At 73.4% G+C, this 23,562-nt stretch carries 18 protein-coding genes; 10 read left to right on the top strand and 8 right to left on the bottom strand.

The annotated features are described in order from the left end of the window. The first annotated feature begins 65 nt into the window (after positions 1-65). The 3 genes from TR49_RS01130 to cobC are packed head-to-tail and all read left to right on the top strand — an operon-like array spanning position 66 to position 2,645. On the top strand, positions 66-680 hold the full coding sequence (locus TR49_RS01130) for a precorrin-8X methylmutase (RefSeq protein WP_042376070.1): 615 nt from the start codon (positions 66-68) through the stop codon (positions 678-680). Continuing rightward, positions 677-1,597, top strand: coding sequence for a sirohydrochlorin chelatase (locus tag TR49_RS01125; protein ID WP_042376069.1), 921 nt, complete (start codon positions 677-679; stop codon positions 1,595-1,597). Before TR49_RS01130 ends, TR49_RS01125 begins: the two co-directional genes overlap by 4 nt. After that, positions 1,545-2,645, top strand: a complete 1,101-nt coding sequence (gene cobC / locus TR49_RS01120) for an Rv2231c family histidinol phosphate aminotransferase CobC (protein WP_174501532.1) — start codon at positions 1,545-1,547, stop codon at positions 2,643-2,645. The genes TR49_RS01125 and cobC overlap by 53 nt, the downstream gene beginning before the upstream one ends. 585 nt (positions 2,646-3,230) lie before the next feature. Here cobC and TR49_RS01115 read toward each other — a convergent pair. Next, positions 3,231-4,307: an LAETG motif-containing sortase-dependent surface protein gene (locus tag TR49_RS01115; protein ID WP_052433850.1), complete on the bottom strand. Its 1,077-nt coding sequence runs from the start codon at positions 4,305-4,307 to the stop codon at positions 3,231-3,233. 219 nt (positions 4,308-4,526) lie between these two features. On the opposite strand from TR49_RS01115, the gene TR49_RS01110 reads away from it, so the two are divergent. Beyond that, positions 4,527-5,297: a glucose 1-dehydrogenase gene (locus tag TR49_RS01110; protein WP_042376061.1), complete on the top strand. Its 771-nt coding sequence runs from the start codon at positions 4,527-4,529 to the stop codon at positions 5,295-5,297. 36 nt (positions 5,298-5,333) lie between these two features. Here TR49_RS01110 and TR49_RS01105 read toward each other — a convergent pair whose 3' ends face one another. Beyond that, positions 5,334-5,822 (bottom strand): ArsI/CadI family heavy metal resistance metalloenzyme, encoded by a 489-nt coding sequence (locus TR49_RS01105; RefSeq protein ID WP_042376060.1) that lies wholly within the window; start codon positions 5,820-5,822, stop codon positions 5,334-5,336. A 92-nt stretch (positions 5,823-5,914) separates the two neighbouring features. Between TR49_RS01105 and TR49_RS01100 the strand changes: the two genes are divergently transcribed. From TR49_RS01100 to TR49_RS01090, 3 genes are read left to right on the top strand one after another with little or no spacing between them, the layout of a single operon-like run. Then, the gene (locus TR49_RS01100) at positions 5,915-6,301 is read left to right on the top strand and encodes an ArsR/SmtB family transcription factor (RefSeq protein ID WP_042376058.1); all 387 of its coding nucleotides are present in this window, start codon (positions 5,915-5,917) and stop codon (positions 6,299-6,301) included. Beyond that, positions 6,298-7,044, top strand: a complete 747-nt coding sequence (locus tag TR49_RS01095) for an aquaporin (protein WP_042376056.1) — start codon at positions 6,298-6,300, stop codon at positions 7,042-7,044. Before TR49_RS01100 ends, TR49_RS01095 begins: the two co-directional genes overlap by 4 nt. Positions 7,045-7,078: 34 nt before the next feature. Further along, a complete protein-coding gene (locus TR49_RS01090) occupies positions 7,079-7,495 on the top strand; it encodes an arsenate reductase ArsC (RefSeq protein ID WP_042376054.1) in 417 nt (138 codons plus the stop codon). Positions 7,496-7,523: 28 nt separating this feature from the next. Here TR49_RS01090 and TR49_RS01085 read toward each other — a convergent pair whose 3' ends face one another. The 6 genes from TR49_RS01085 to TR49_RS01050 form a co-directional block, all read right to left on the bottom strand. Further along, positions 7,524-8,201, bottom strand: a complete 678-nt coding sequence (locus TR49_RS01085; protein WP_042376052.1) for a uracil-DNA glycosylase — start codon at positions 8,199-8,201, stop codon at positions 7,524-7,526. A gap of 72 nt (positions 8,202-8,273) precedes the next feature. After that, positions 8,274-10,973, bottom strand: coding sequence for an ATP-binding protein (locus TR49_RS01080; RefSeq protein WP_052433847.1), 2,700 nt, complete (start codon positions 10,971-10,973; stop codon positions 8,274-8,276). Between the two features lie 335 nt (positions 10,974-11,308). Next, the gene (locus TR49_RS01075) at positions 11,309-12,394 is read right to left on the bottom strand and encodes an amidohydrolase family protein (protein ID WP_042376051.1); all 1,086 of its coding nucleotides are present in this window, start codon (positions 12,392-12,394) and stop codon (positions 11,309-11,311) included. Continuing rightward, on the bottom strand, positions 12,391-14,955 hold the full coding sequence (gene pepN / locus TR49_RS01070; protein WP_042376050.1) for an aminopeptidase N: 2,565 nt from the start codon (positions 14,953-14,955) through the stop codon (positions 12,391-12,393). Before pepN ends, TR49_RS01075 begins: the two co-directional genes overlap by 4 nt. A gap of 234 nt (positions 14,956-15,189) precedes the next feature. Beyond that, positions 15,190-16,698 (bottom strand): aldehyde dehydrogenase family protein, encoded by a 1,509-nt coding sequence (locus TR49_RS01065; RefSeq protein ID WP_042376049.1) that lies wholly within the window; start codon positions 16,696-16,698, stop codon positions 15,190-15,192. A gap of 1,181 nt (positions 16,699-17,879) precedes the next feature. Beyond that, complete coding sequence (locus tag TR49_RS01050) at positions 17,880-18,491, bottom strand: GNAT family N-acetyltransferase (protein ID WP_236653157.1); 612 nt, start codon at positions 18,489-18,491, stop codon at positions 17,880-17,882. A 120-nt stretch (positions 18,492-18,611) separates the two neighbouring features. On the opposite strand from TR49_RS01050, the gene TR49_RS01045 reads away from it, so the two are divergent. The 3 genes from TR49_RS01045 to TR49_RS01035 all read left to right on the top strand — a co-directional run bounded on the left by TR49_RS01045 (position 18,612) and on the right by TR49_RS01035 (position 23,409). Then, on the top strand, positions 18,612-18,812 hold the full coding sequence (locus tag TR49_RS01045) for a hypothetical protein (protein ID WP_042376043.1): 201 nt from the start codon (positions 18,612-18,614) through the stop codon (positions 18,810-18,812). Between the two features lie 107 nt (positions 18,813-18,919). Beyond that, positions 18,920-21,790, top strand: a complete 2,871-nt coding sequence (locus TR49_RS01040) for a glycosyl hydrolase 2 galactose-binding domain-containing protein (protein WP_042376328.1) — start codon at positions 18,920-18,922, stop codon at positions 21,788-21,790. 8 nt (positions 21,791-21,798) lie between these two features. Further along, entirely contained in the window at positions 21,799-23,409 is a 1,611-nt protein-coding gene (locus TR49_RS01035; RefSeq protein ID WP_052433844.1) for a beta-N-acetylhexosaminidase, read from the top strand. Positions 23,410-23,562: the final 153 nt, after the last annotated feature.

Below are 23,562 nucleotides of genomic sequence, written 5' to 3'. Positions count from 1 at the left end.
GGGGCGCTCCGCGCAGCTCAAGAACGAGCACTGCTGTCCGTCGACTTCCACCAGGAGCACGTCTCATGAGCCGCCGTCAGGTCCACCCGATCGAGGCGGAGTCCTACCGCCGTCTGCGCGCCCGCCGTGACACCTCCCACCTTCCGCCGCTCACCCGGGCCGTGGCGGAGCGGGTGGTCCACGCCAGCGCGGACCTGGAGTACTTCGACGACCTGGTCATCGCCGAGGAGTCCGTGCTGCGCACCGCCGCCGACGCGCTCGCCGCGGGGGCGCCGATCGTCGCCGACGTGGAGATGGTGGCCGCGGGCGTCACCGCGCGCGAGTCCGTCTGCCGCGTCCGCCAGGCGAAGGCCGACCCTGCGGCCGGGCTGACCCGGTCGGCGGCGGCCGTCAGGATGGCGCTGGAGGAGGTCGGCCAGGGCGCCGTCTGGGTGATCGGCTGCGCGCCGACCGCCCTGGAGGAGCTGCTCGTTCTCGACGCCCGCCCGGCCCTCGTGATCGGCCTGCCGGTCGGCTTCGTCGGCGCCGCCGAGTCCAAGGCCGCGCTGCGTGCATCGGGACTGCCCGGCGTGAGCAACATCTCCGAGAAGGGCGGCTCGGCCGTGGCCGCCGCCGCCGTCAACGCCCTGCTCTACCCGGACCTGTATGACAACACCACGACTTCTGAGGAGAACCTGTGACCTCCCCCGCGCTGTTGCTGGTCGGCCACGGCACCCGTGACGAGGACGGCGCGGAGGCCTTCCGCGAGTTCGTCGAGCTGCTCAAGGCCCGCCTGCCGGAGACCCCGGTCGGCGGCGGCTTCATCGAGCTCTCCCCACCGCCGCTCGCCGACGCCGTCGCCGAGCTGGTCGGGCAGGGTGCGCGCCGCTTCGCGGCCGTCCCGCTGGTCCTGGTCTCCGCCGGACACGCCAAGGGCGACATCCCGGCCGCGCTCGTGCGCGAGCGCGAGCGTCACCCCGGCACCAGCTTCCGTTACGGCCGCCCACTCGGCCCGCACCCGTCCCTGCTGACCGTGCTGGAGCGCCGACTCGACGAGGTCGTCACGCCCGAGGAGCGGGCCGGGACGACCGTCCTGCTCGTCGGCCGCGGCTCTACCGACCCGGACGCCAACGCCGAAGTCGCCAAGGTGGCACGGCTGTTCTGGGAGGGCCGGGGCCTGGCCGGCGTCGAGACGGCCTTCGTCTCGCTCGCCGCGCCGAACGTCCCCGACGGTCTGACCCGCTGCCGGCTGCTGGGCGCGAAGCGGATCGTGGTGCTGCCGTACTTCCTGTTCACCGGCATCCTGCCGGACCGCGTCGCCGAGCAGGCGCGCGAGTGGGCGGAGGCGCACCCGGACGTGGACGTGCGGCAGGCGGGCGTGCTGGGCGCGACCGAGGAGCTGGCCGAACTGGTCCTCGAGCGCTACCGCGAGACCGAGCAGGGCGACTTGCGGATGAACTGCGACACCTGCGTCTACCGCATCGCCATGCCGGGCTTCGAAGCCAAGGTCGGCGCGCCGCAGCGCCCGCACCACCACCCCGACGACCCGGCCCACGACCACGGCCATGGCGGGCACGGTCACCACGGTCACCACCACGACCACAGCCATGCGCACTGACGACGCCGACCTCGGCGACGGTGGCGACCTGCTGCGCCACCACGGCGACCGCGAGGTCGGCGGCGGTCTCGTCGACCTCGCGGTCAACGTGCGGACGGGGACCCCGCCCGCGTGGCTCCGCGAGGTCGTCGCCGACAGCCTGGGCGGCCTCGCCGCCTACCCCGACGGCACCGCCGCGCGCGCGGCGGTCGCCGCGCGGCACGGGCGTCCGCCCGAGGAGGTGCTGCTCACGTCCGGCGCGGCGGAGGCCTTCGTGCTCCTCGCACGAGCCCTGCGCCCCCGCCACGCCGTCGTGGTGCACCCGCAGTTCACCGAGCCCGAGGCCGCGCTGCGCGACGCCGGACACCCGGTGCACCGCCTGGTGCTCCCTCCGGAGGCCGGGTTCCGCCTCGACCCTTCGGCGCTCCCCTCCGCTGCCGATCTGGTCGTGGTCGGGAACCCCACCAACCCCACCTCCGTCCTGCACCCGGCCGCGACGCTGGCCGGACTGACCCGTCCCGGCCGCGTCCTGGTGGTGGACGAGGCCTTCGCGGACACGGTTCCCGGCGAGCCCGAGAGCCTCGCCGGCCGCCGCGACCTGCCGGGCCTGGTCGTGCTGCGCAGCCTCACCAAGACCTGGGGCCTGGCGGGCCTGCGCATCGGGTACGTGCTGGCCGCACCGGAGCTGATCGCGCGGCTGGAGGCCGCGCAACCGCTCTGGCCGGTCTCCTCACCCGCGCTCGCCGCGGCCGTAGCGACGTGCGCGCCGAACGCGCTGGCGGAGGCGGACGCGGCCGCGCGGGCGACCGCCGTCGACCGCGCGCACCTGCTGACGCTGCTCGCCGAGATCCCCGGTATCCGGGTCCACGGCGTCCCGGCGAGCTCCTTCGTGCTTGTCTCGCTCCCCGACGCGGACAAGGTCCGCCTCCGCCTGCGCGACAGCGGCTTCGCCGTCCGCCGCGGCGACACCTTCCCCGGCCTCGGCCCGAACTGGCTCCGCATCGCGGTCCGCGACCGCACCACGACGGACGCCTTCTGCACCGCCCTGCTGCACTGCTGCGGCCGGTAGCCCGAACCCTCCCAGCAGGCCCGCCACGCCCCGGCCTCCGGCCGGCGGGCGCCCCGTGCTGCGTTGTCGGATGGCCCAGGTACTGGCGTTCGCCCCGCATCTGAGCGAAGGCCCAGTACGGGGTGCCGAGCGCGCCGAGTGCCATCCAGCCGGCTCCGAGGCCAGGCCATGGCCCCGGGCACTGCCGCCGCGCAAGGAAGCCGTACCAGCAACCGGATCGAGACGCCGGGGGCCGGGGCCGAACGCCGACCCAGGAGGCCGTGCCGCCGTGGGGCCGCACCCCATACGGCCCTCACCCCTGAGACCGGAGGCCGGGCCGTGACCCCGTGCCCGCGAGGCCGAGCTGCCGGGCCCCCCGCCCCAAGCCGGGCCGACAGCCCGGAGGCCGCGGCCGAACGCCGACCCAGGAGGCCGTGCCGCCGATGGGGCCGCACCCCATACGGCCCTCACCCCTGAGACCGGAGGCCGGGCCGTGACCCCGTGCCCGCGAGGCCGAGCTGCCGGGCCCCCCGCCCCAAGCCGGGCCGACAGGCCGGAGGCCGGGGCCGATCGCCGGGACGGGAGGCCAGGTCGCAGCACCTCGGCTCAGCCTCGGCGGCGGCGGCGTGCCAGCGCGACGACGCCGCCACCGGCGCCGAGGACGACCAGGCCCGCAGCTGCGATCACGGGTGTGGAGCTGCTGCTCCCCGTCTCCGCCAGGTGCGTCGAACCGCTCGGCGCGGCCGGCGGGGTGGACACCGCGGCCACCGGGCTCGCGCCGCCCGTGCCGCCGGTCCCGCTGGCGCCTGCCGTGCCGGCACCGCCGGAGCCGCCGTTGCCGCCGCCGCTCATGCCCTGCGACGGTCCGCTCGACGGCGTTCCGCCACCCGAGCCGCCCGAGCCACCCGAATCCCCACCCGTGGCCCCACCGTTGGAGCCGCCGCCGTTGGAGCCGCCGCCCGAGCCCCCGTTTCCCGAACCCTTCGTGCAGGAGACGTCAGCGAGCACGATCTTCCCTCGGACCGCCGAGACGTTCAGCGCCAGCGGGTTCACGTCGACGTCCAACTCGACCGCCGTCGCCGCCGCCGTGTCCGACGTCGTCCTGTGCTGGGAGAGCTTGAGGTCCACCACGCCCAGGGCGGGGACCCGGACCACCGTGTCGCCGTGGGCGCTCAGCCGCAACTGGAGGCCCAGGATCGTGATGTCACCGAGCGCCTCCGCGCTCGCACTCGGCGCGCCGTCGACGGGGCAGTCGGCCTCGGCGCTGACGGCCTTGACGCCCAGCAGTTCGTTGAGCGGGAGGCCGGGCAGGTGCAGGTGCGCGTCGGCGAGGGTGACGGAGGCGCGCGAGCCGTGGGCGTCGACGACGGCGTCGGTCTGACCGACCTGCGCCATCAGCAGGTTGACCGGCTGGTCGTTTTCGACCCCGCTGCCGACCACGGTGGTCAGCGCGGCGCCGCTGCGCGACGCGGGCGCGGAGATCTTGTTGAGCGAGACGTCGACCGGGATGTCGGCCGCGCTGAGCAGCCGGACGTCCAGGGCGACCTCCGCCGTGGTGGCGGAGGCGGTGCCCGATCCCGTCGTCGCGTGCGCGGGTTCGGCCACCCCCATCAGCGAGACCGCGGCGAGTGCGCCGGACAGGGCGAAGGGCGTGGCGAAGCGACGACGGGACAGGGACAGCACGGTGTAACCCCCACCTGGGAACGTACGTGCACGCCGGGAACGGTTGGGCGATGCACGGGATCGGACGCCGCTTATTCTTGCGAACCGTGTGTCACCAGGTCAGCACACGCAGTCAGTTCACTCTTTAGGGTGACAATTCCTCACGATCACCAACCGACCTAGCAGTTCAGGGCTGGACTAGCGTGGTGCTCCCAACCACGAGGACTTCCGGGAGCAGCTGTGAGTGATCTCTTCTCCGTCGCCGGCAGGACGGCCCTGGTCACCGGCGGGACGAGGGGCATCGGTCTGATGATCGCCCGCGGCCTGGTCGAGGCGGGCGCGAAGGTCTACGTGAGCTCCCGGAAGCCGGAGGCCTGTGAGGCCGCCGCAGCCGAGCTGAAGCAGTACGGCGACGCGGTCGCGCTGCCCGCGGACCTCTCCGAGGAAACGGAGATCGCCCGCGTCGCCGAGGAGCTGTCCGCCCGCGAGGAGCGGCTGGACATCCTGGTCAACAACGCGGGCGCCACCTGGGGCGCGACGCTCGACGAGTTCCCCGTCAGCGGGTGGGACAAGGTCATGGACCTCAACCTGCGGAGCCCCTTCCTGCTCACCCAGGCCCTGCTGCCGCTGCTCCGCGCCGCCGGCACGCCGGACTCCCCCGCCCGGATCATCAACGTCGGCTCCATCGACGGTCTCCATGTCAGCCCGCTGCCCACCTACTCCTACGCGGCGAGCAAGGCCGGCCTGCACCACCTGACCCGGGTGCTGGCGAAGGAGCTGGGGCCGCAGCACATCACGGTCAACGCGATCGCCCCCGGCCCGTTCGAGTCGAAGATGATGGCCGCCACCCTGGCCGCCGTCGGCGACCAGATCGCCGCGTCCGCTCCCCTGCGCCGCATCGGCCGCCCGGACGACATGGCCGGCGTCGCCGTCTACCTCGCCAGCCGCGCCGGCTCCTACGTCACCGGCGCGGTGATCCCCGTCGACGGAGGCATCGGCACCACGGTCTGAAGACGCCGCCGCGGCCCCGGCGAAGCCGGTCCACCATCAGGCCCCGCAGGCGCAACCGGCCGCAGCCCCGGCCTCGCCGGGGCCAGAGGAGATCTCGACGGACTGCGCGGCGGGCGTGCAGCACGCCTGCGGAGCGGCGGGGCTGCTGTCGCGGGTGTCGGCGTCGGCCTTGACGACGTAGACCTCCCAGGGCTCCCGGCCGGGGCCGTGGACCCACACCTTGTCCTGGAGGGCGTAGCAGCAGGAGGTGTCGTTCTCCTCGAACGTGGCCAGGCCCGCGTCCTTCAGGCGGGATGTGGCCTCCGTGACGTCGTCGGTGCTGGCGACCTCGACGCCGAGGTGGTCGAGCCGGGTCTCCTGACCCGGCTGCCCCTCGATGAGGACGAGCTTGAGCGGGGGCTCGGCGATGGCGAAGTTCGCGTAGCCGGGGCGGCGCTTGGCGGGTTCGGTGCCGAAGAGCTTGGAGTAGAAGGCCACCGAAGCGTCGAGGTCGGCGACATTGAGAGCGAGCTGGACGCGGGACATGGCGAACCTCCACGGTCGTGATCGGCTTGTTTCGACATCCGTCGATACAGTTGAGCTTGCTCTCCTGGATCGACGGATGTCAACATAGACGCATGTCGAAATCAGAGCTGACGGTCATCGACCAGACCGCGGACGCCTGCTGCTCGCCGATGGTCCGCGAGCCCTTGGACGAGACCGCGGCCGTCGACCTGGCCAGGATGTTCAAGGCCCTCGGCGATCCGGTCCGACTGCGCCTGCTCTCCCTCATCGCCTCGTTCGAGGGCGGCGAAGCCTGCGTCTGCGATCTGACCGGCCCGTTCGACGTCTCCCAGCCCACCATCTCCCACCACCTCAAGGTGCTGCGCGAAGCCGGGCTGGTCGACAGCGAGCGACGCGGCACCTGGGTCTACTACTGGGTGCTGCCTCCGGCTCTGGCCAAGCTCTCCTCGCTCCTCCAGGCCCCCGCCGAGGCTCCGTCACCGCTCGGAGACGCCCGATGACCACGCCCGCCCCGCTCGTCCGCCGCGCCGCCGCGGAGGCGGTCGGGACGGCCGTGCTCGTCGCGACGGTGATCGGCTCCGGTATCCAGGCCACCAGTCTGACCTCGGACGTCGGGCTCCAACTCCTCGCCAACTGCCTGGCCACCGTCTTCGTCCTCGCCGTCCTGATCGCTCTGCTCGGCCCGGTCTCGGGTGCCCACTTCAACCCGGCCGTCACCCTGGCCGCCTGGTGGAACGGCCGCCGCGACCGGAGCGGCCCCGACCCGCGCGAGGTCGGCGTCTACACGCTCGCGCAGACCGCCGGGGCGATCGGGGGCGCGGTCCTGGCCAACGCCATGTTCGCCAAGCCGCTGGTCGCCTGGTCCACCCATCACCGCTCGGCCGGGCACCTGTGGCTCGCCGAAGCCGTCGCGACCGCCGGCCTGGTGCTACTGATCTTCGGCCTCGGCCGGACCGGACGCGAACGGTTCGCCCCGCTCGCGGTGGCCGCCTGGATCGGGGCCGCCTACTGGTTCACCTCGTCCACCAGCTTCGCGAATCCCGCCGTCACCATCGGCCGGATGTTCAGCGACACCTTCGCCGGGATCGCCCCCTCCTCCGCCCCGGGCTTCATCGCCGCCCAGCTGGTCGGAGCCGCGATCGGCCTCGGCCTGGTCGCCGTCCTCTTCGCCCCCTTTCGCGCCACCGAAGCCGCGGCGGTCCCGACGCAGGACGAGCGTGAACTCGCCCCGTCCGGCCGATGACCCGTCCCGCCACCTCCTCGAAACGAGTCGCACCGTGAGCCTGTCCCGACCGTCCGTGCTCTTCGTCTGCGTCCACAACGCGGGGCGCTCCCAGATGGGCGCCGCCTTCCTGACCCACCTCTCCGAGGGACGCGTCGAGGTCCGCTCGGCCGGATCCGCACCCGCCGAAACCGTCAACCCTGCCGTGGTCGAGGCCATGGCCGAGGTCGGCATCGACCTGTCCGCCCAGAAGCCGAAGCTCCTCACCACGGACGCCGTCCAGGCCTCCGACGTGGTCATCACCATGGGCTGCGGCGACGCCTGCCCGATCTTCCCCGGCAAGCGCTACCTGGACTGGCAACTCCAGGACCCCGCCGGCCAGGGCGTCGACGCCGTCCGCCCGATCCGCGACGAGATCGAACACCGCATCCGCGGCCTCCTCGCCGACCTCGGCATCGAGGCTCGCGCATAACCCTGACGGCCCCCTGGGCCCGGAGCCGTCAGGGCAGGCGCCAGTCGACGGGCTGGGCGCCCTGCTTGGCCAGGAGGTCGTTGGCCCGGCTGAAGGGGCGGGAGCCGAAGAAGCCGTAGTCGGCGGAGTAGGGGCTCGGGTGGGAGGACTCGATGCAGGGAACGTCGCCCAGCAGAGGCTTGAGGCCGCGGGCGTCCTTGCCCCAGAGGATGGCCACCATCGGCGTGCCCCGGGCGACCAGACCGCGGATGGCCTGGTCCGTCACGGACTCCCAGCCCTTGCCGCTGTGGGCGCGGGGCTTGCGCGGAGCTGTGGTGAGCACCCTGTTGAGCAGCAGCACGCCCTGGCGGGTCCAGGGCGTGAGGTCGCCGTTGGTGGGCGCGGGCAGCTGGAGGTCGCGCTGGTACTCGGTGAAGATGTTGACCAGACTGCCCGGCAGCGGCCGCACCTCCGGTGCGACGGAGAAGGAGAGCCCCACGGCGTGGCCCGGGGTTGGGTACGGGTCCTGCCCGACGATCAGCACGCGGACGTCCGCGAGGGGCTGCTGGAATGCGCGCAGCACGTTCGCGCCCGCGGGGAGGTAGCCGCGGCCCGCGGCGTTCTCTCCGCGGAGGAAATCACCCATCACCGCCACGTCGCCTGCGACGGGGGCGAGGGCCTGGGCCCAACCTGATTCGACGATCTCATGCAAAGGACGCGCTGCCACGCGGAAAGCCTAGTGGCCCCCGCCGACACGCGATGACGGACCCCGACAGCGGGGGCAGTTCGGGGCGCGCGGTCAGACGGGGATGCGCTCCCGCGCGCTGCGCGCCAGGGTGTCCGCGGAGCAGGACTCCGCGGCCTGGGTCGCGTTGCGGAAGGCCTCGGTCGCGTCCTCGCCGACGGAGGCCAGCGCGAGAGCCAACTCGTGCAGGGCGCGGGCGCGTTCGTACGGCGCGTGCGCGCCGTCGAGAAGCTGCACGGCATGACGGAGGCCGTCGAGGCGCGCCCGCGGGTCGGGTTCGAGCTCCGCCGAGGCGCGCAGGGCCGTGCCGATCGCGGAGAGGGTGCCGTAGCACTCGGCGCGCGCCAGCTGGTCCTCGGCCAACTCGCGCGCCCGGTCGAGGTCGCCGAGGCCCGCGCAGGCCGCGGCGAGGCCGCGCTGCCAGCCGCACCAGCCCGGGTTCCGCATGCCACGGGCGTCCAGGCGGGCACCGGCCGCGGACAGTTCCGCCTCCGCGTCCACGAACTGGCCGAGCCCCAGCAGGAACACGCCGCGCACGGTCTGCGCGTCCGGGAAGACGACGGCGTTGGAGTACGGCGCGCGGAAGCTGTAGCGCTCGGTCAGCGTCCGGGCCTCCGCCGTCGCGCCGCGCGCCGTCAGGACCGCGACCAGGGTGCCGACCGCGTACCAGTGGACGGGTGTCCCCTCGCCGACGCGGTTGGCCAGCTCCAGGCCGTACCGGGCCTCCTTCTCCGCCTCCGCCAAGTCGCCGGTGCGGTAGTGGACGTAGCCGAGGATGGTGTGTCCGAAGGAGAGGTGCGCGCCGCGCCAGCCGGCCTGCTCGTACTCCTCGATGCCCTTCGCGAACAGCTCCAGCGCGCGCTCGCGCCGGTCCCCGTACATGTAGGTGAGGGCGACCAGCACCGGCACCTCGAAGCCCCACTCCGGGTGGGCCCAGCGCAGTTCGCCCTCCAGGGCGCAGTCGCTGTAGTGCAGCGCCAGGTCGACGGGCTCGCCGCGCACCGTCGCGTCCCAGGCCCGCAGGCCCAGCACGTAGCGGGCGGCGATGGAGCGGTCGCCCTCGACGTCCAGGCGTTCGGCCAGGTCCGCCAGGCGCTTGGAGCGCTCCTCCGAGCCCTGTTCCCAGGCGTCGAACGCGCCCCACATGAACTGCCAGACCTGCATCTTGAGGCGCACGTGCTCGTCCTCGGCGCGCTGCACCTCGGCCGCCATGGTCTCCGCCGCCTCGGCGAGGTTGTTGCTGTGCGCCAGCGACTGCGCCAGACGGACGCTGATCTCGTGACGCAGCAGGTCCGGGATCACCGGCTGGGCGAGCGCCATCCGCAGCTGGTCCGCGGTGGCGGCCGGATCGTAGAGCAGGGTGGAGCAGCCGAGCTCGAAGAGCACGTGCGCCCGCTCGGACACCGGCGGCGGCTCCTCCACCGCCCGCGCCAGGCAGCGTTGCGCGGTCTCCGGGGCACCCGACTGCATGAACAGCTCGGCCGCCGCCCGCAGTTGCTCGACGACGCGGGCGTCGCCGACCGGCGGCACCTCCAGCCAGTGCCTGGCCGCGACCATCGGACTGCGTCCGGCCTCCAGCACCGTCCTCGCCGCGCGGGCGTGCAAGTCGGTGCGATCCTCCTCCGGAATGCTCCGGTAGACGGAGGTAGCGATCAACGGGTGCACGAACTCCAGGATCTGGCGCCCCGTCAGTACACGCTCGTGTCGCAGCCGCTCGGCGGCGGAGTCCGCCTCGGCCGGGCCGAGGCCCGCGACCTCCGCGGCCTGCTCGACCGGCGTCGCGATACCGAGCACCGCGACCGCGCGGGCCAGCCGGACCGGGCCGGAACCGAGGCGGCGCAGACGGGAGATGAGCCCGCTGCCGGTGTTCTCCGCGGCCAGTTCACGCAGCCTGGCCCAGGAGTCCTCACTCGGCACGATGCCGCGCGAGCGCGCCAGGGCCGCCAACTGGACCGTCTCGAATGGGTTTCCACCGGTGACGGCCCAGACGTCGCGGGCGAACGCGCCGATCAGGTCGGCCGCGTCCGGGTCGTCGTCGTCAGGGAAGCCCTCGGCTCGGGCTTCTGCGTCGGCCTCCGTCATCGCCGCGGACGGCTCGGTCGAGTAGAGGGCGCGCACGAGCGCGTCCACCGCCTCGGGCGTGAGCGCGGAGAGCCCCAGCGGGGTGCCGCCGTTGTCGTCGGCCATGACGCGGAACGCGTCAGCCCAGTCCGGAAGCTCGTCCGGCCGGTAGGCGACGACCAGCAGCACCGGCAGATCCGCGACGCGTGACGCGAACCCCGCCAGCCAGGCGAGCGACTCCGCATCGGCCCAGTGCGCGTCGTCGACGACCATCACCACCGGACCGCGGGAGAAGGCGAGGTTGGTGACGACCCAGTCCAGGCCGTCCCGCACGCCCTGGGGGTCGGGGGCGGCGCCGGTACTCGGGCCGACGCCCAACGCGGCGCCGACGATGGCGTTCCAGCCGCCGAGCACCGCCTGCCGCGCCTCGTCGTCGACGTCCTCCAGCAGCGGCCGCAGCAGCCCCCGGACAACCGTGAACGCCGAGCCCTGCTCCTGCTCGCCGCCTCGGGAGGCGAGCACCAGCAGCCCCTCGTCCAGCGCGGCCTCCCGCGCGGCCGCGAGCACGCTGGTCTTCCCCAGCCCCGCCGCCCCGGTCACCACGAGCAGCGCGCCCGCACGCTCCGCGCGCAAGGTCGCGACCGCGGCGCGCACGGCGTCGAGTTCGTGTTCGCGTTCGAGCAGACCCAGCACGCCAGCCTCCTAGCTTCGCGTTCGAGCGTAGACCTGCGCCCTCCGCCGCCGCATGCACTTGCACAGGTCAGGGGCGCGAGCAGCCGCCCATGTGCCGAGTACCCGGCGCGCATTCGTCCCTTGCGCCCCGGGTCGGTGTGAAATGCAACCCCACAGACCCCGGGCCCCCGCCCCGACCGTCCCGCACAACCCTTGTCAATCCTGCGGCCGATGCGGCTGGTTGAGCCGGGAGAGCCGGAGGGGAACCGCCTGACGCCACGCCTGGCCACGCAGGGGCCGGCGGGCGTGGCGCGCATGGCCGGGCCGACGGTCACCCCGGCCCGAGGCCGCCCCGGTCACGCCTTGAGCGCCCGTCCGTTCAGGACGATCTGCTGAGGGGCCGCCAGCACCCGCACGTCCTTGCGCGGGTCCTCCTCGTAGACGACGAAGTCCGCCCGCGCGCCCTCCTCCAGGCCCGGCCTGCCCAGCCAGGCGTGCGCGCCCCAGGTCGTCGCCGAGAGCGCGGCCTGCGTCGGCAGGCCGGCCCGGACCAGCTCCGCGACCTCCTGGGCGATGAGCCCGTGCGGGAGGGAACCGCCCGCGTCGGTGCCGGTGTAGATGGGGATGCCCGCCTCGTACGCCGCCGCGACGGTGTCGTAGCGGCGGGCGTGCAACGCGCGCATGTGGCGCGCGTAGGCGGGGAACTTCGCCTCGCCCGCCTTCGCGTGCTCGGGGAACCCGGCGATGTTGACCAGCGTCGGGACGATCGCCACACCGCGCTCCGCGAACAGCGGGATCAGGTCCTCCGTCAGGCCCGTCGCGTGCTCGATGCAGTCGATGCCCGCCTCGACGAGGTCGCGCAGCGAGTCCCCGCCGAAGACGTGGGCGGTGACGCGGGCGCCCTCCTCGTGTGCGGCCGTCATCGCGGCCTCCAGCGCCTCGCGCGGCCAGCAGGGACCGAGGTCGCCGAGGTCGCGGTCGATCCAGTCACCGACGAGCTTGACCCAGCCGTCGCCGCGCCGGGCCTCCTGGCGGACGTAGTCGGCGAGCTGATCGGGCTCGATCTCGTGCGCGTAGTTGCGGATGTACCGGCGGGTCCGCGCGATGTGGCGGCCGGCCCGGACGATCCGCGGGAGGTCGTCGCGCTCGTCGACCCAGCGGGTGTCCGCAGGGGAACCGGCGTCGCGCAGGAGCAGGGCGCCCGCGTCCCGGTCGGCGAGGGCCTGCTTCTCGCTGGTCGCCCGGTCGACGGCACCGTGGGCGTCGAGGCCGACGTGGCAGTGCGCGTCGGTCAGACCGGGCAGCACCCAGCCGTGCACCGTCCGTACCTCGCCACCGGTCGGCGCGGTGAAGCTGATCCGTCCGTCGACGACCCACAGCTCGTCGCGGACCTCCTCGGGCCCGATCAGGACCCGCCCGCTCACGTGCAGGATCGTGCTCATCGCTCCCCCTCCTCGGCGTGGTCCTCCGCTGGTGACCCGGCGGAGCCCGCCGTCGTCCGGCCGCGTACGGCGCGACGCAGGTCGTCCAGGCGGTCCGTCAGTCCGCGCCGCAACGCGACGCTCAGGTCCTCACGGGCGAGTTCGCGTTCGCCCGCGACCAGCACCTGCGGCGTCGCGGCGTAGGCCGGAAAGCCTCCGGCGGAGGTCAGCTGCCGGGCCACGGCCGCGCCACGCTGCGCCGCGGCCTCGCTCGCAGCCGGGAAGAAGCGTTCCGGCAGGCCGAGTTCGTCGAGCAGCTCGTGCTGCTCCGGCTGCCAGAGGCCGCCGATGGTGGCTGCGAGCAGGTAGTTGGAGAGCTCTCCGCCGAAGACCGCCTTCCAGGCGGCCTGCTTGGCGTCGCGGTCCGGGCGCGCCGCGCGGCAGCGGGCCGCGCCCTCCGCGCTGGTCGCGCTCGGGTCGCGTTCGGCCTCGGCGGCGATCTCGGCCTCGTCGGCCGATCCGAGCACGCACAGACGCAGCAGCAGCTGCCAGCGCAGGGCCGGGTCGAGTTCGGGGCCGCCGGGGACCGCGCCCTCGGCCAGCCACTCCCGCAGCTCGGCCTGCTCGACGGGCGCGAACGCTGCGTCGATCAACCCGCGCACGGCCACCAGCCGCAGCCCGGCCGCCAGCGCGTCCCCCTCGGTCCGGCGCAGCAGGCTGCGGCACACCTCGCCGAGGCGGGCCAGCGCCGCGGGGCGGCGCTCCGGCGGAAGGTACTGGTCCACCACGACGCGGCGCGCGAACGCCAGCACGTCCTGCACGAGATGGACCGAGGACTCGCCCGGCAGGTGCGCGGCGACCAGGTCGAGATACTCCTCGGCGGGCAGGTCGCCGTCCCGGACCAGGTCGCGGGCGCTGTTCCAGATCACCACGCGCGCCAGCTCGTCGGGGATCCGGCCCAGCGACTCCCTGACGACGGCCCAGGACCGCTCGTCCAGGCGGATCTTGGCGAAGGCGAGATCGGTGTCGTCCGGCACGAGCAGCTCGCCGCGTGGCTCCGGAAGCGGCTCCGGCTTGTCGTCCTGCAGCTCCACGGCCGTGCGCTGACGCAGCATCAGCACCCCGTCCGCCATCCGGTCGTAGCTGCCGACCGTGATGCGGTGCGGCCGGAGCACCCCGTCCGCGGAGCTCTGGCGCAGCGCGCCGTCGACCGCCTGCAGGGTGTCCAGACCGGTGGTGCGCAGCCACTGCTCGGCCCAGGCGTGCACGTCGCGTCCGCCGGAGGCGGCGAGCGACTGGAGCAGGTCGTCGAGGGTGGCGTTGGCGAAGGCGTGCGCCTCGAAGTGGCGGTTGACGCCCTCGAAGAACGCCTCGTCGCCGAGCCAGGCGACGAGCTGCCGGAGGGCCGCGGCGCCCTTGGCGTAGGAGATGCCGTCGAAGTTCTGCAGCGCCGCTGCGGTGTCGGCGACGGCCTCCGGCGCGACGGGGTGCGTGGACGGCCGCTGGTCGGCGTCGCGCCCCCACGCCTTGGTGGCCGCGAAGCCGGTCCACGCACCGCCGTAGCGGGTGGCGTCGGCGACGACGCGGAAGCCCATGTACTCGGCGAAGGACTCGTTCAGCCAGAGGTCGTCCCACCAGCGCATGGTGACCAGATCGCCGAACCACATGTGCGCCATCTCGTGGGCGACCACGATCGCCCGGTGTTCCCGCTCGGTGTCCGGCACGGCGGAACGGAAGAGGAAGGTGTCGCGGAGCGTGACGCAGCCGGGGTTCTCCATCGCGCCGACGTTGAACTCCGGCACGAAGCACTGGTCGTAGCCGCCGAACGGGTACCGCTGGCGGAAGAGCGCGTGGTAGGCGTCGAAGCACTGCCGGGTGACGGCGAGCAGCTCCTCGGCGTCCGCGTCGAGGAAGGGCGCGAGCGAGCGGCGGCAGTGCAGGCCGAGCGGGATGCCGTCGTGCTCGGACCGCACCGAGTGCAGCGGCCCGGCCACCACGCACACGAGATAGCTGCTGATCGGCGCGGTCGGCACGAAGCGCGTCACGGCCGCGTCGCTGCGTCCCGGCACCGGCTCGCGCTCACCTACGGCGCTCGCGTTCGCGACGACGGTCCACTCGGCGGGAGCGGTCACACCGACCTGGTAGGGCGCCTTCAGGTCCGGCTGGTCGAAGGCGGCGAAGATTCGCGGGCCCTCGTCGAGGAAGGCCTGCGTGTAGACGTAGACCTCGCCGTCGGCCGGGTCCACGTAGCGGTGCATGCCCTCGCCGGTGCGCGAGTAGGCCATGTCCGCCTCGACCAGCAGCTCGTTGTCGGCGGCCAGCCCCTCCAGCGGGAACCTTCCGTCCTCCAGCGCCCTCGGGTCCAGCTCCCGCCCGTTCAGCACCACCCGCCGCAGCGCGGCGGGCTTCACGTCCACGAACGTCCCGGCCCCGGGCGTCCGGCACCCGAACGCGATGACCGTGACGGACCGGAACACCTCGGCTCCGACGGTCAGGTCGAGGTCCACGGACACGGCGCGGACATCGAGCAGCCGTCGACGTCCCTCCGCTTCGGCGCGAGTGAGGGCAGACATGGGGATCATGCTATTCCCGCCGGGCCCGGTTCCGAAGGCAGGCATGGCCCCCGGAACAGGCCGCTCCGCCCGGGCCCGGCACGCGGCGACGGTGGTGCGGCCGGAACAGGCTTGCATGCGTCGGACTTACGCGGACGAGCCACCGGTCAAGCCCCGTGACGTCACGGGCGGCTGTCCGCCCCGCCGCGGGGCGCGCCCTGCCGGCCGGCGCGCACTCCCCGCTCGGCCGCGTGCCCGTTCCGGTCATCGCGGGAGCAGTTCCTCCGGGACGGTCTGGAAGGAGACCGGGCGGAGCCAGCGTTCGACGGCGGTGGCGCCGACGGAGGTGGCCGTCGAGGTGGAGGCCGGGTACGGGCCGCCGTGGTGCATGGCGTCGGCGACGGCGACGCCCGTCGGCCAGCCGCCGAAGAGGACCCGGCCGGCGAAGCGGGCGAGCACGGCGAGGAGGGCGGCCGCGTCGGGGTCGGCCGCGGGGGTGTGCAGGGTCGCCGTGAGGCAGCCGTCGAGGCGGGACAGGACCGCGTCGGCCTCGGCCGGGTCCGCGTAGCGGACCAGGACCGTGGCAGGGCCGAAGCACTCCTCCAGCAGGGCCTCGTGCGAGCCGCGGAGCGCGCTCGCGGCCGGGACGCTCAGCACGCCCGGACGGACGGCGAGCGGGGTCTCGGGCGTCGGGGCGGGACCGGCCGGGGCGACGGTCTGCACGTCGGCGAGCCCGGCCCGGCGGGCGAAGCCGCCCAGGAAGGCCTCGCGCATCCGCGCGTCCAGCAGGACCCCGGTGCGGGCCTGCGCGGCCGCGTCGGCGACCGCCTTCTCGAACGCGTCGCCGGCCGCTCCGGCGGGCACCAGCACCAGGCCGGGCTTGGTGCAGAACTGGCCCATCCCCAACGTGAACGAGCCGACGAGACCGTGCGCCAGCTCCTCGGCCGCGCTCGTGCCCGCGCCGGCTCCCGCGCCCGCGAGCGCCGCCTCGGTGACCAGCACCGGGTTGAGGCTGCCGAGTTCGCCGTGGAACGGGATCGGACGCGGCCGGGCCGCCGCCAGGTCGAACAGCGCGCGCCCGCCGCGCGGCGAGCCGGTGAAGCCGACACCGGCCAGCAGCGGGTGCCGGACCAGCTCGGGGCCGGACTCGAAGCCGTGGACCAGCCCGATCGTGCCCTCCGGCAGGCCCACCTCGCGTGCCGCCTCCCGCAGCGCGGCCGCCATGCGCTCGGAGGTCTCCGGGTGGTCGGGGTGCGCCTTGACGACCACGGGGCAGCCGGCGGCGAGCGCGCTCGCCGTGTCGCCGCCCGGGACGCTGAACGCGAAGGGGAAGTTGCTCGCCGCGAAGACACCCACGACGCCGAGCGGCAGCTTCACCCGGTACAGGTCGGGGCGGGGCGGCGTCAGCCCCGGGTCCGCGCTGTCGCGGCGGATGTCGAGGAAGCCGCCGGGCTCGGCGGCACGGTCGACGAGATCGGCGAAGTAGCGCAGCTGGAAGACGGTGCGGGCGAGTTCGCCGGTCAGCCGGACGTCCCCGAGGGCGGTCTCCGCGTCGGCCGCGGCGACCAGCTCGGGAGCGGCGGCGTGCAGGCGCTCGGCCGCGGCGCGCAGAAGCGCGGCCCGGCGCGCGCGATCAGCAAGCGCCGGCAGCGCCGCGTGCGCGGCCCGCACGGCCGCGTCCACCGCGACCGGGCCGGAGGCCTCCGCCACACGCCTGTCCCCGCGCGGCTCACCCGTACGAGGATCCACACTCCACACCGACTCAGCGCCCACCGTCGTGCCTCCTGCCGGAAATGCTGTCAGCTGAATGCAATGTCACATGACTCTTGACTTCTCGACTCTAGTCGCTGGCGCGGACGCTGTCAGTGGGCCCCGCTAGACCGGACCACGCACGCAACCGCGCCAACCGTCGGGGTCGCCATGAACGCCCACACTCCCCCGGACCGGAGCCCGAGCCCGGACCCGAACCCGCACCCGGACCCGAACCCGCACCTGGACTCGCGCCTGGACCCGAGCCTTCCTACGTCGCCCGCCACCGGGCACGAGCTGCGCCATCTCTCGCTCGCGGACCTGCGCCACCGCGGCTGGACACCCAGCATGGTCGCCAAGTTGCTCGGCGCGCCCGACCTGACCGTGCGCAACCCGCGCCGCCGCGCCCTCCCGACGCTACTCCGCCGCACGCGTCGAGTCCGCCGAGGCGACCGACGCCTTCGCCGCACTCGCGAGCGCCGCCTCCCGGCGGGCGGCCTGCTCCCGCGCAGCGTCGGATCGCCGACGCCGAGCCATCCTGGCCGAGGTCGCGGGCCTGCACATCCGCGTCCCCCGGCTCGCGCCGGAGTGCCTCACCCGCCGCGCCGTCGTCCATCGCAACGAGCGCGACGCCCGGCGCGCGTGCCGCCTCGGCGACCAGCACCCGGCGGCCCCGGCCCGGATCGACGCCGCCGAGCCCGGCGCGCTGCGCCGCTGGCAGGTCAACTACCTGCGCCACGCCCTCACCGACTACGACGCCGTCCTCGACGGGCTCCACGGCACCACCGGCCGCATCGAGGCCGAACAGCTCCTCCGCCGTCGTGTCTACGAGGCCATCGGCTCGGCCTACCCGCATCTCGCAACCGAATGCCGCCGCCAACTGAACGAACGCCAGCCACCCCGCCCCTCGGGCTGGTCCCGGCCGGTTGCCGCCCCTCCCCCACCGAGGGCGACATGAGGCGCGGTCGGCCCGACCGGACGAGGAGCAGGGCGGGGCCTGTCCTGTGGATCAGGCCGACGGCGGCCCCTGCGGCTCCGCCGCGTGGGCCCACGACGCCAGGGAGCGTGGACCGCAAGGCGGAGAGGAGGGGTGCCCCCGGCCGAAGGCCAGGGGAGTCCAGGGTCCGGCCCGATCCACAGGACAGACCTGTGCGCGAGCCGGTGCCGGTCGACTCCGCCACGGGCGGCGCAGGGCACGGCAGTGCTCACGACGTCGGCGCCCCGGCTCGCGCCGCCCACGCGTCCCGGGAGAGGGCGTACTCCACGTCGCCGTGCTCCGCGCCCTCGATGTACTCCGGCCACTCCTCGAAGAAGACCCGCACCAGGGCCAGGCCGGCCTTCTCCAGCACCCGCCGCGACGCGGTGTTGACCGTCATCGTCGTCGCGACGACGCGTTCGGCGCCGAGGGCGGTGAAGGCGTGGCGGACGAGCGCGCGGGCTCCCTCGGTCGCGTGGCCGTGGCCCCACTCGGCGGGCAGCAGGCGGTAGCCGAGCTCGAGATCGCCGCCGCTGCCCGGTCCGGTGTCGAGCCCCACGCCGGTCGGGGGCCGCAGCGCGAACCAGCCGAGGAAGCGGCCGTCGGCCCGGCTCTCCGCGGCGAAACAGCCCGTCCCCGACGGTGGTTCGTCGTACTCGCGCAGGATGGCGGGGAGGGTTCGCTCGGCGACGGCTCCACGCGGCACGGGACGGCCGTCGTCGATGCGCCGCATCACCTCGGGGTCGCCGTGCAGCGCGGCGAGTGCGTCGAGGTCCCGCGCCGCGCGGGTGAAGCGCCGCAGCCGCAGCCGCTCGGTCCGCAGAATCTCGGGGGTCTCCACCCTCCGATCCGACCACGCGGGGCGGTGTCGGCCAACTCCTTTTCCCCGCCCGGGCCGTCTTCAACCCCCGCCGAGAATACTCGCAGGCGCGTTGTCAGTCCCGACCGATAGATTTCTCCCATGTTGAACGCGCACGTCCTCACGCCGCTCTCCCCCGTGGAGGTGGCCAACGCCCGTATCCGCGCCCTCGTTCAGGGCGCGCGCGGCCGTGCGCTCACGCCCTCCGAGCGCGAGCGCTATGCGCTGCTCCTGGACGCCTACCTCTCCGCGCGCAGCGCGGAGAGCCGTGCCCGCGTCCAGGAGATGGCCGCCGCAGCCTGACCGACGACGTCCACGACGAAGGACCGCACTCCGGCCTCCCCGCCTCTTGCCCTCTCCGCTCGGGCAAAGTTAAGTTAATTAACTTAACAAGAGAGGGGTAGTGCACCATGTCCTTAGTACGAGCCCCACGCACCGGAGTCCTTGCCGCCGCGGCCTGTCTCGCCGCCGTCTCCCTCGCCGCACCCGGCACCGCCCACAACTCCCCCGCCTCCCACGGGACTCAGGCAGCGGCACCCGCCGCCTTCGCCGATCCCGCCACCGGGTCCACCGCCATCAGCAACCTCGGCGCCGGCACGGGGTGGAGGGTGCTCACCTCCGCCACCGCGACCCAGGGCGGGGCTGCCATCTCCACCCCCGGCTTCAGCACCGCAGGCTGGCTCTCCGTCGGCAACGACGGCGGCGGCGCGCCCGGGACCGAGATCAACGCCCTGCTGCAGAACGGCTCCTGCCCGAACGTCTTCTACTCCACCACCATGAAGTCCTGCTTCGGCCAGATGACCAAGGTGGGCGCGGACACCATCGCCCAGTTCTCCGTCCCCTGGTGGTACCGCACGGACTTCACCGCGCCGCCCGCAGGCCAGGACGCCAAGCTGATCATCAATGGCGTCGTCGGACAGGCGGACGTGTGGGTCAACGGCACCGAGGTCGCCACCTCCGCCACCATCAGCGGCGACTACGCCCGCAGCGCCCTCGACGTGACGAAGCTGCTCCGTTCCGGCGCCAACTCCGTCGCCGTCGAGGTCTATCCGAACAACCCGACCACGATGCCGACCCTCGACGACGTCGACTGGTCGCAGATCCCTCCCGACAACAACACCGGCATCCAGTTCCCGGTCCAGCTCCAGACCGGCGGACCGCTGGTCATCGGTGACGCCCACGTCGACCAGGACACCGCGGCCGATCTCTCCAGCTCCGCCCTCACCGTCAAGGCCGCCGTCACCAACACCAGCAGCACGGCGCAGACCGGCACGGTCGACGCGACCGTCACCCCGCCCGGAACCGGCGGCACACCGATCACGGTGAGCCAGAGCGTGACGGTCCCGGCCGGCAGCACGCAGACGGTGACCTTCACGCCCAGCGCCTTCCCCTCCCTCACCATCGCCTCCCCGCAGATCTGGTGGCCGTACCAGCTGGGCGGACAGCCGCTCTACACGCTGTCCACCTCCGTCGTCCAGAACGGCGCCACACTCGACACGACCAGCGAGACCTTCGGCATCCGCACCGTCACCTCCTCCCTGACGGCCGCCGGAACGATGGCGCCGAGCGGCGTCCGGGCGTTCAGGATCGACAACGTGCCGCTGGTGATCCGCGGCGGCGGCTGGGATCCGGATCTCTTCCTGCGCTACGACCCGGCCGACACCGCCAAGCAGATCGGGCTGTTCAAGGCGATGGGCGTGAACACCATCCGTCTGGAGGGCCACCTGATGCCCGCCGACTGGTACCAGCAGATGGACGCCGCCGGCATCCTGGTCAACGCCGGCTACCAGTGCTGCGACTTCTGGGAGAACACCAGCTACACCACCGCCCAGCAGGCGAACTACCAGCTGACGGCCCAGTCGGTCGGACAGGTGCTGCGCAACCACCCCTCGGTGTTCAGCTTCCAGTGGAGCGACAACGCGCCCACCGCGACGCAGGAGAGCCTGGCCCTGAAGGGCTTCGCCGCGGCCGACTACACCGGACCGTTCATCTCCTCCGCCGAGTACAACTCCAGCCCGCAGCTCGGTGCTTCGGGTGAGAAGGAGGGCCCGTACGACTGGGTGCCGCCCAGCTACTGGTACGACACCAGCCACGAGGACAGCGGCGACTCCACCCTGACCAACGCGGGCGGCAGTTGGGGTTTCGACAGCGAGCAGAGCGCGGGCAACACCATCCCCACTCTCGACTCGATCAACCGCTTCCTGTCCGCCGCCGACCAGACCGCGCTGTGGCAGAGCCCCGGGGCCAACCAGTACCACGACAACTACGAGGGCACCCGGCACACCGGCTACCACTTCGGCACCGACTACAACCTCGACCAGGCCGTGACGGACCGCTACGGCGCACCCACCAGCCTCGCTCAGTACGTCGAGGAGGCGCAGGTCCAGAACTACGAGGACACCCGCGCCCAGTTCGAGGCCTTCGTCGACCACTCCACCAACACCGCCGCACCGGCCACCGGCACCGTCTACTGGCAGATCAACAAGGGCTGGCCGACGCTGCTGTGGTCGCTGTGGAACAACGACGGCGACCAGGCCGGCGCCTACTTCGGCGCACAGAAGGCCAACCGTCCGCTGCACGCCCTCTACGCCCTCGACAACGACACCGTGACCGTGGACAACCTCGGCGGCACGGCGCAGAGTGGACTGACCGTCGAGGCGAAGGTCTACAACACCGCCGGTTCCCTGCTCGACGACCGGACCAGCGGCTCGTTCTCCCTCGCCTCCCAGCAGGTGCGGAACAAGGTGCTCACGCCGAAGATCCCGACGGCCTCGGGCACGGTCTACTTCGTCGAACTGCTGCTGCGTCAGAACGGAGCGCTGGTGGACCGCAACGTCTACTGGAACAACACCACGTCCGACGTCGTCAACTGGAACAAGACCATCGGCCAGCCGCAGGCGTCCATGTCCTCGTACGCCAACCTGACCGCACTGCGCAACCTGGCTCCGGCGACCGTGTCCGTCACCGCCGCCACGAGCAACCAGGCGGGCCCGAACGGCTCCGACAGGCTGGTGACGGTCACTGTCACGAACACCTCCACCGCGCCCGCCGTCGGCTTCTTCCTCCGTGCCGACCTGCGCCGCGGAACGGCGAGCGGAACGGAGCTGTCCGGCGACAACGAGCTGCAGTCATCGATCTGGAGCGACAACGACGTCACCCTGTGGCCGGGCGAGTCGGAGACGCTCACGGCGAGCTACAACTCGGCGGACCTGCAGGGCGCGACGCCGGTCGTGAGCCTCTCGGGGTGGAACGTCGCCAAGAGCGACACGGTGGCGGGGTGAGGGCCGACATGTCGCGATCCGCTGCGTCCCGCCCGGTCCTGCGCCGCCTGTTCCTGCGCCGCCTGTTCGTCGTGGTGCTGACCGCCCTCGGTCTCGTCTGCGCCGGCCTCAGCTCCGGCGCGGGCCCGGCCACGGCAGCGAGCGCCTTCCCGGACACCGTCGTGCCGGCCCCGGTCAGCGAGACCGCGAACGGCACGACGTTCACCCTGCCCGCCGGGGCCACCCTCACCTCGGACGACGCCGGCACCGGCGGCTACCTCGCCGGGATCCTGCGTGCCTCCACCGGCTACGCGCTCCCGCTCACGGTGGGGGCGACCAGCCCCGGTACGATCGCGCTCTCCCTCTCCGGCGCACCGGCGACCGTCGGAGCCGAGGGCTACCAGCTGACGGTGAGCCGCACCGGTGTGCTGATCCAGGCACAGCAGGCCGCGGGGCTCTTCCACGGGGTGCAGACGCTGCTGCAGCTGCTGCCCGGCGCGGTGATGAGCCCGACGGTGCAACCGGGCCCTTGGACGGTCGCCGGCGGCACGATCCTGGACTACCCGCGGTTCGGATACCGGGGGGCGATGCTGGACCTCGCCCGTCACTTCTTCACCGTGGCCCAGGTCGAGCGCTACGTCGACGAGTTGGCCCTCTACAAGATCAACTACCTGCATCTGCACCTGAGTGACGACCAGGGCTGGCGCATCGCGATCAACAGCTGGCCCAACCTGGCCGTCTACGGCGGCAGCACCGAGGTCGGCGGCGGCCCGGGCGGCTACTGGACCCAGGCCGACTACTCCGCCGTGGTCGCCTATGCCGCCTCCCGCTTCATGACCGTCGTCCCCGAGATCGACATGCCGGGTCACACCAACGCCGCGCTCGCCTCCTACGCGCCGCTCAACTGCAACGGGGTGGCCCCCTCCCTCTACACCGGCACCAACGTGGGGTTCAGCTCGCTGTGCGTGTCGCTGCCGCTCACATACACCTTCGTGGACCAGGTGCTCGGCGAGCTCGCCGCGCTGACCCCGGGCCCCTACCTCCACATCGGCGGGGACGAGGCCAGTTCGACCTCGGCGTCGGACTACGCGACGTTCATCGGCAAGGTTGAGCAGATCGTCACCGCGCACGGCAAGTCCGTGATGGGCTGGCACAACATCGCCGACGCGGGCACCCCGCCCGCGGGCGCGCAGGCCCAGTTCTGGGACACCACGACCAGCGCCCCGAACCTGGCCGCCGCGGCGGCCAACGGCACCAAGGTCGTGATGTCCCCCGCCAACCACGCCTACCTGGACATGAAGTACAACCACCGCACCAAGCTCGGCCAGACCTGGGCGGGCCTGATCGACGTCAACACCGCCTACGGCTGGGACCCGGGCAACTACCTGACCGGCGTCACCGGCTCGGAGGTCGCGGGCGTGGAGGGCCCGCTGTGGACGGAGACCATCGTCACCTCGGCCGACATCGACTACATGGCCTTCCCCCGCCTCCCCGCCCTCGCCGAGCTCGGCTGGTCGCCCTGGTCCACCCACAGCCAGACCGCTTTCGACGCGCGGCTCGGCGCGCAGGGCCCGCGCTGGAAGGCGATGGGGGTGAACTACTACCACTCCACCCAGATCAGCTGGCCGGCGGGTTCCTGAGCCCGTCCGTACGCAGGCCCGCTGACGCGGCCTTTGACGCAGGCCGGGACCTGATCCCCGAGCCGGGCCCCCGTCCGTCACGCACAGGCGGGGGCCCCCCCCGGGGTGCCCCCCCCCCCCCACCCCGCCCACCGCCTCCCACCCCCGCCCCCC

The organism is Streptacidiphilus melanogenes, from assembly GCF_000787835.1.
In the GTDB taxonomy this organism is placed as follows: domain Bacteria; phylum Actinomycetota; class Actinomycetes; order Streptomycetales; family Streptomycetaceae; genus Streptacidiphilus; species Streptacidiphilus melanogenes.
This window is presented reverse-complemented; position numbering and strand designations above follow the sequence as displayed.

What these genes read in the sequence shown, in the direction of transcription:
- TR49_RS01130 (WP_042376070.1), top strand. Translation starts at nt 66, where the DNA reads ATGAGCCGCCGTCAGGTCCACCCGATCGAGGCGGAGTCCTACCGCCGT.
- cobC (WP_174501532.1), top strand. Translation starts at nt 1,545, where the DNA reads ATGGCGGGCACGGTCACCACGGTCACCACCACGACCACAGCCATGCGC.
- TR49_RS01105 (WP_042376060.1), bottom strand. Translation starts at nt 5,822, where the DNA reads ATGTCCCGCGTCCAGCTCGCTCTCAATGTCGCCGACCTCGACGCTTCG.
- TR49_RS01100 (WP_042376058.1), top strand. Translation starts at nt 5,915, where the DNA reads ATGTCGAAATCAGAGCTGACGGTCATCGACCAGACCGCGGACGCCTGC.
- TR49_RS01095 (WP_042376056.1), top strand. Translation starts at nt 6,298, where the DNA reads ATGACCACGCCCGCCCCGCTCGTCCGCCGCGCCGCCGCGGAGGCGGTC.
- TR49_RS01075 (WP_042376051.1), bottom strand. Translation starts at nt 12,394, where the DNA reads ATGAGCACGATCCTGCACGTGAGCGGGCGGGTCCTGATCGGGCCCGAG.
- pepN (WP_042376050.1), bottom strand. Translation starts at nt 14,955, where the DNA reads ATGATCCCCATGTCTGCCCTCACTCGCGCCGAAGCGGAGGGACGTCGA.
- TR49_RS01045 (WP_042376043.1), top strand. Translation starts at nt 18,612, where the DNA reads ATGTTGAACGCGCACGTCCTCACGCCGCTCTCCCCCGTGGAGGTGGCC.
- TR49_RS01040 (WP_042376328.1), top strand. Translation starts at nt 18,920, where the DNA reads ATGTCCTTAGTACGAGCCCCACGCACCGGAGTCCTTGCCGCCGCGGCC.
- TR49_RS01035 (WP_052433844.1), top strand. Translation starts at nt 21,799, where the DNA reads ATGTCGCGATCCGCTGCGTCCCGCCCGGTCCTGCGCCGCCTGTTCCTG.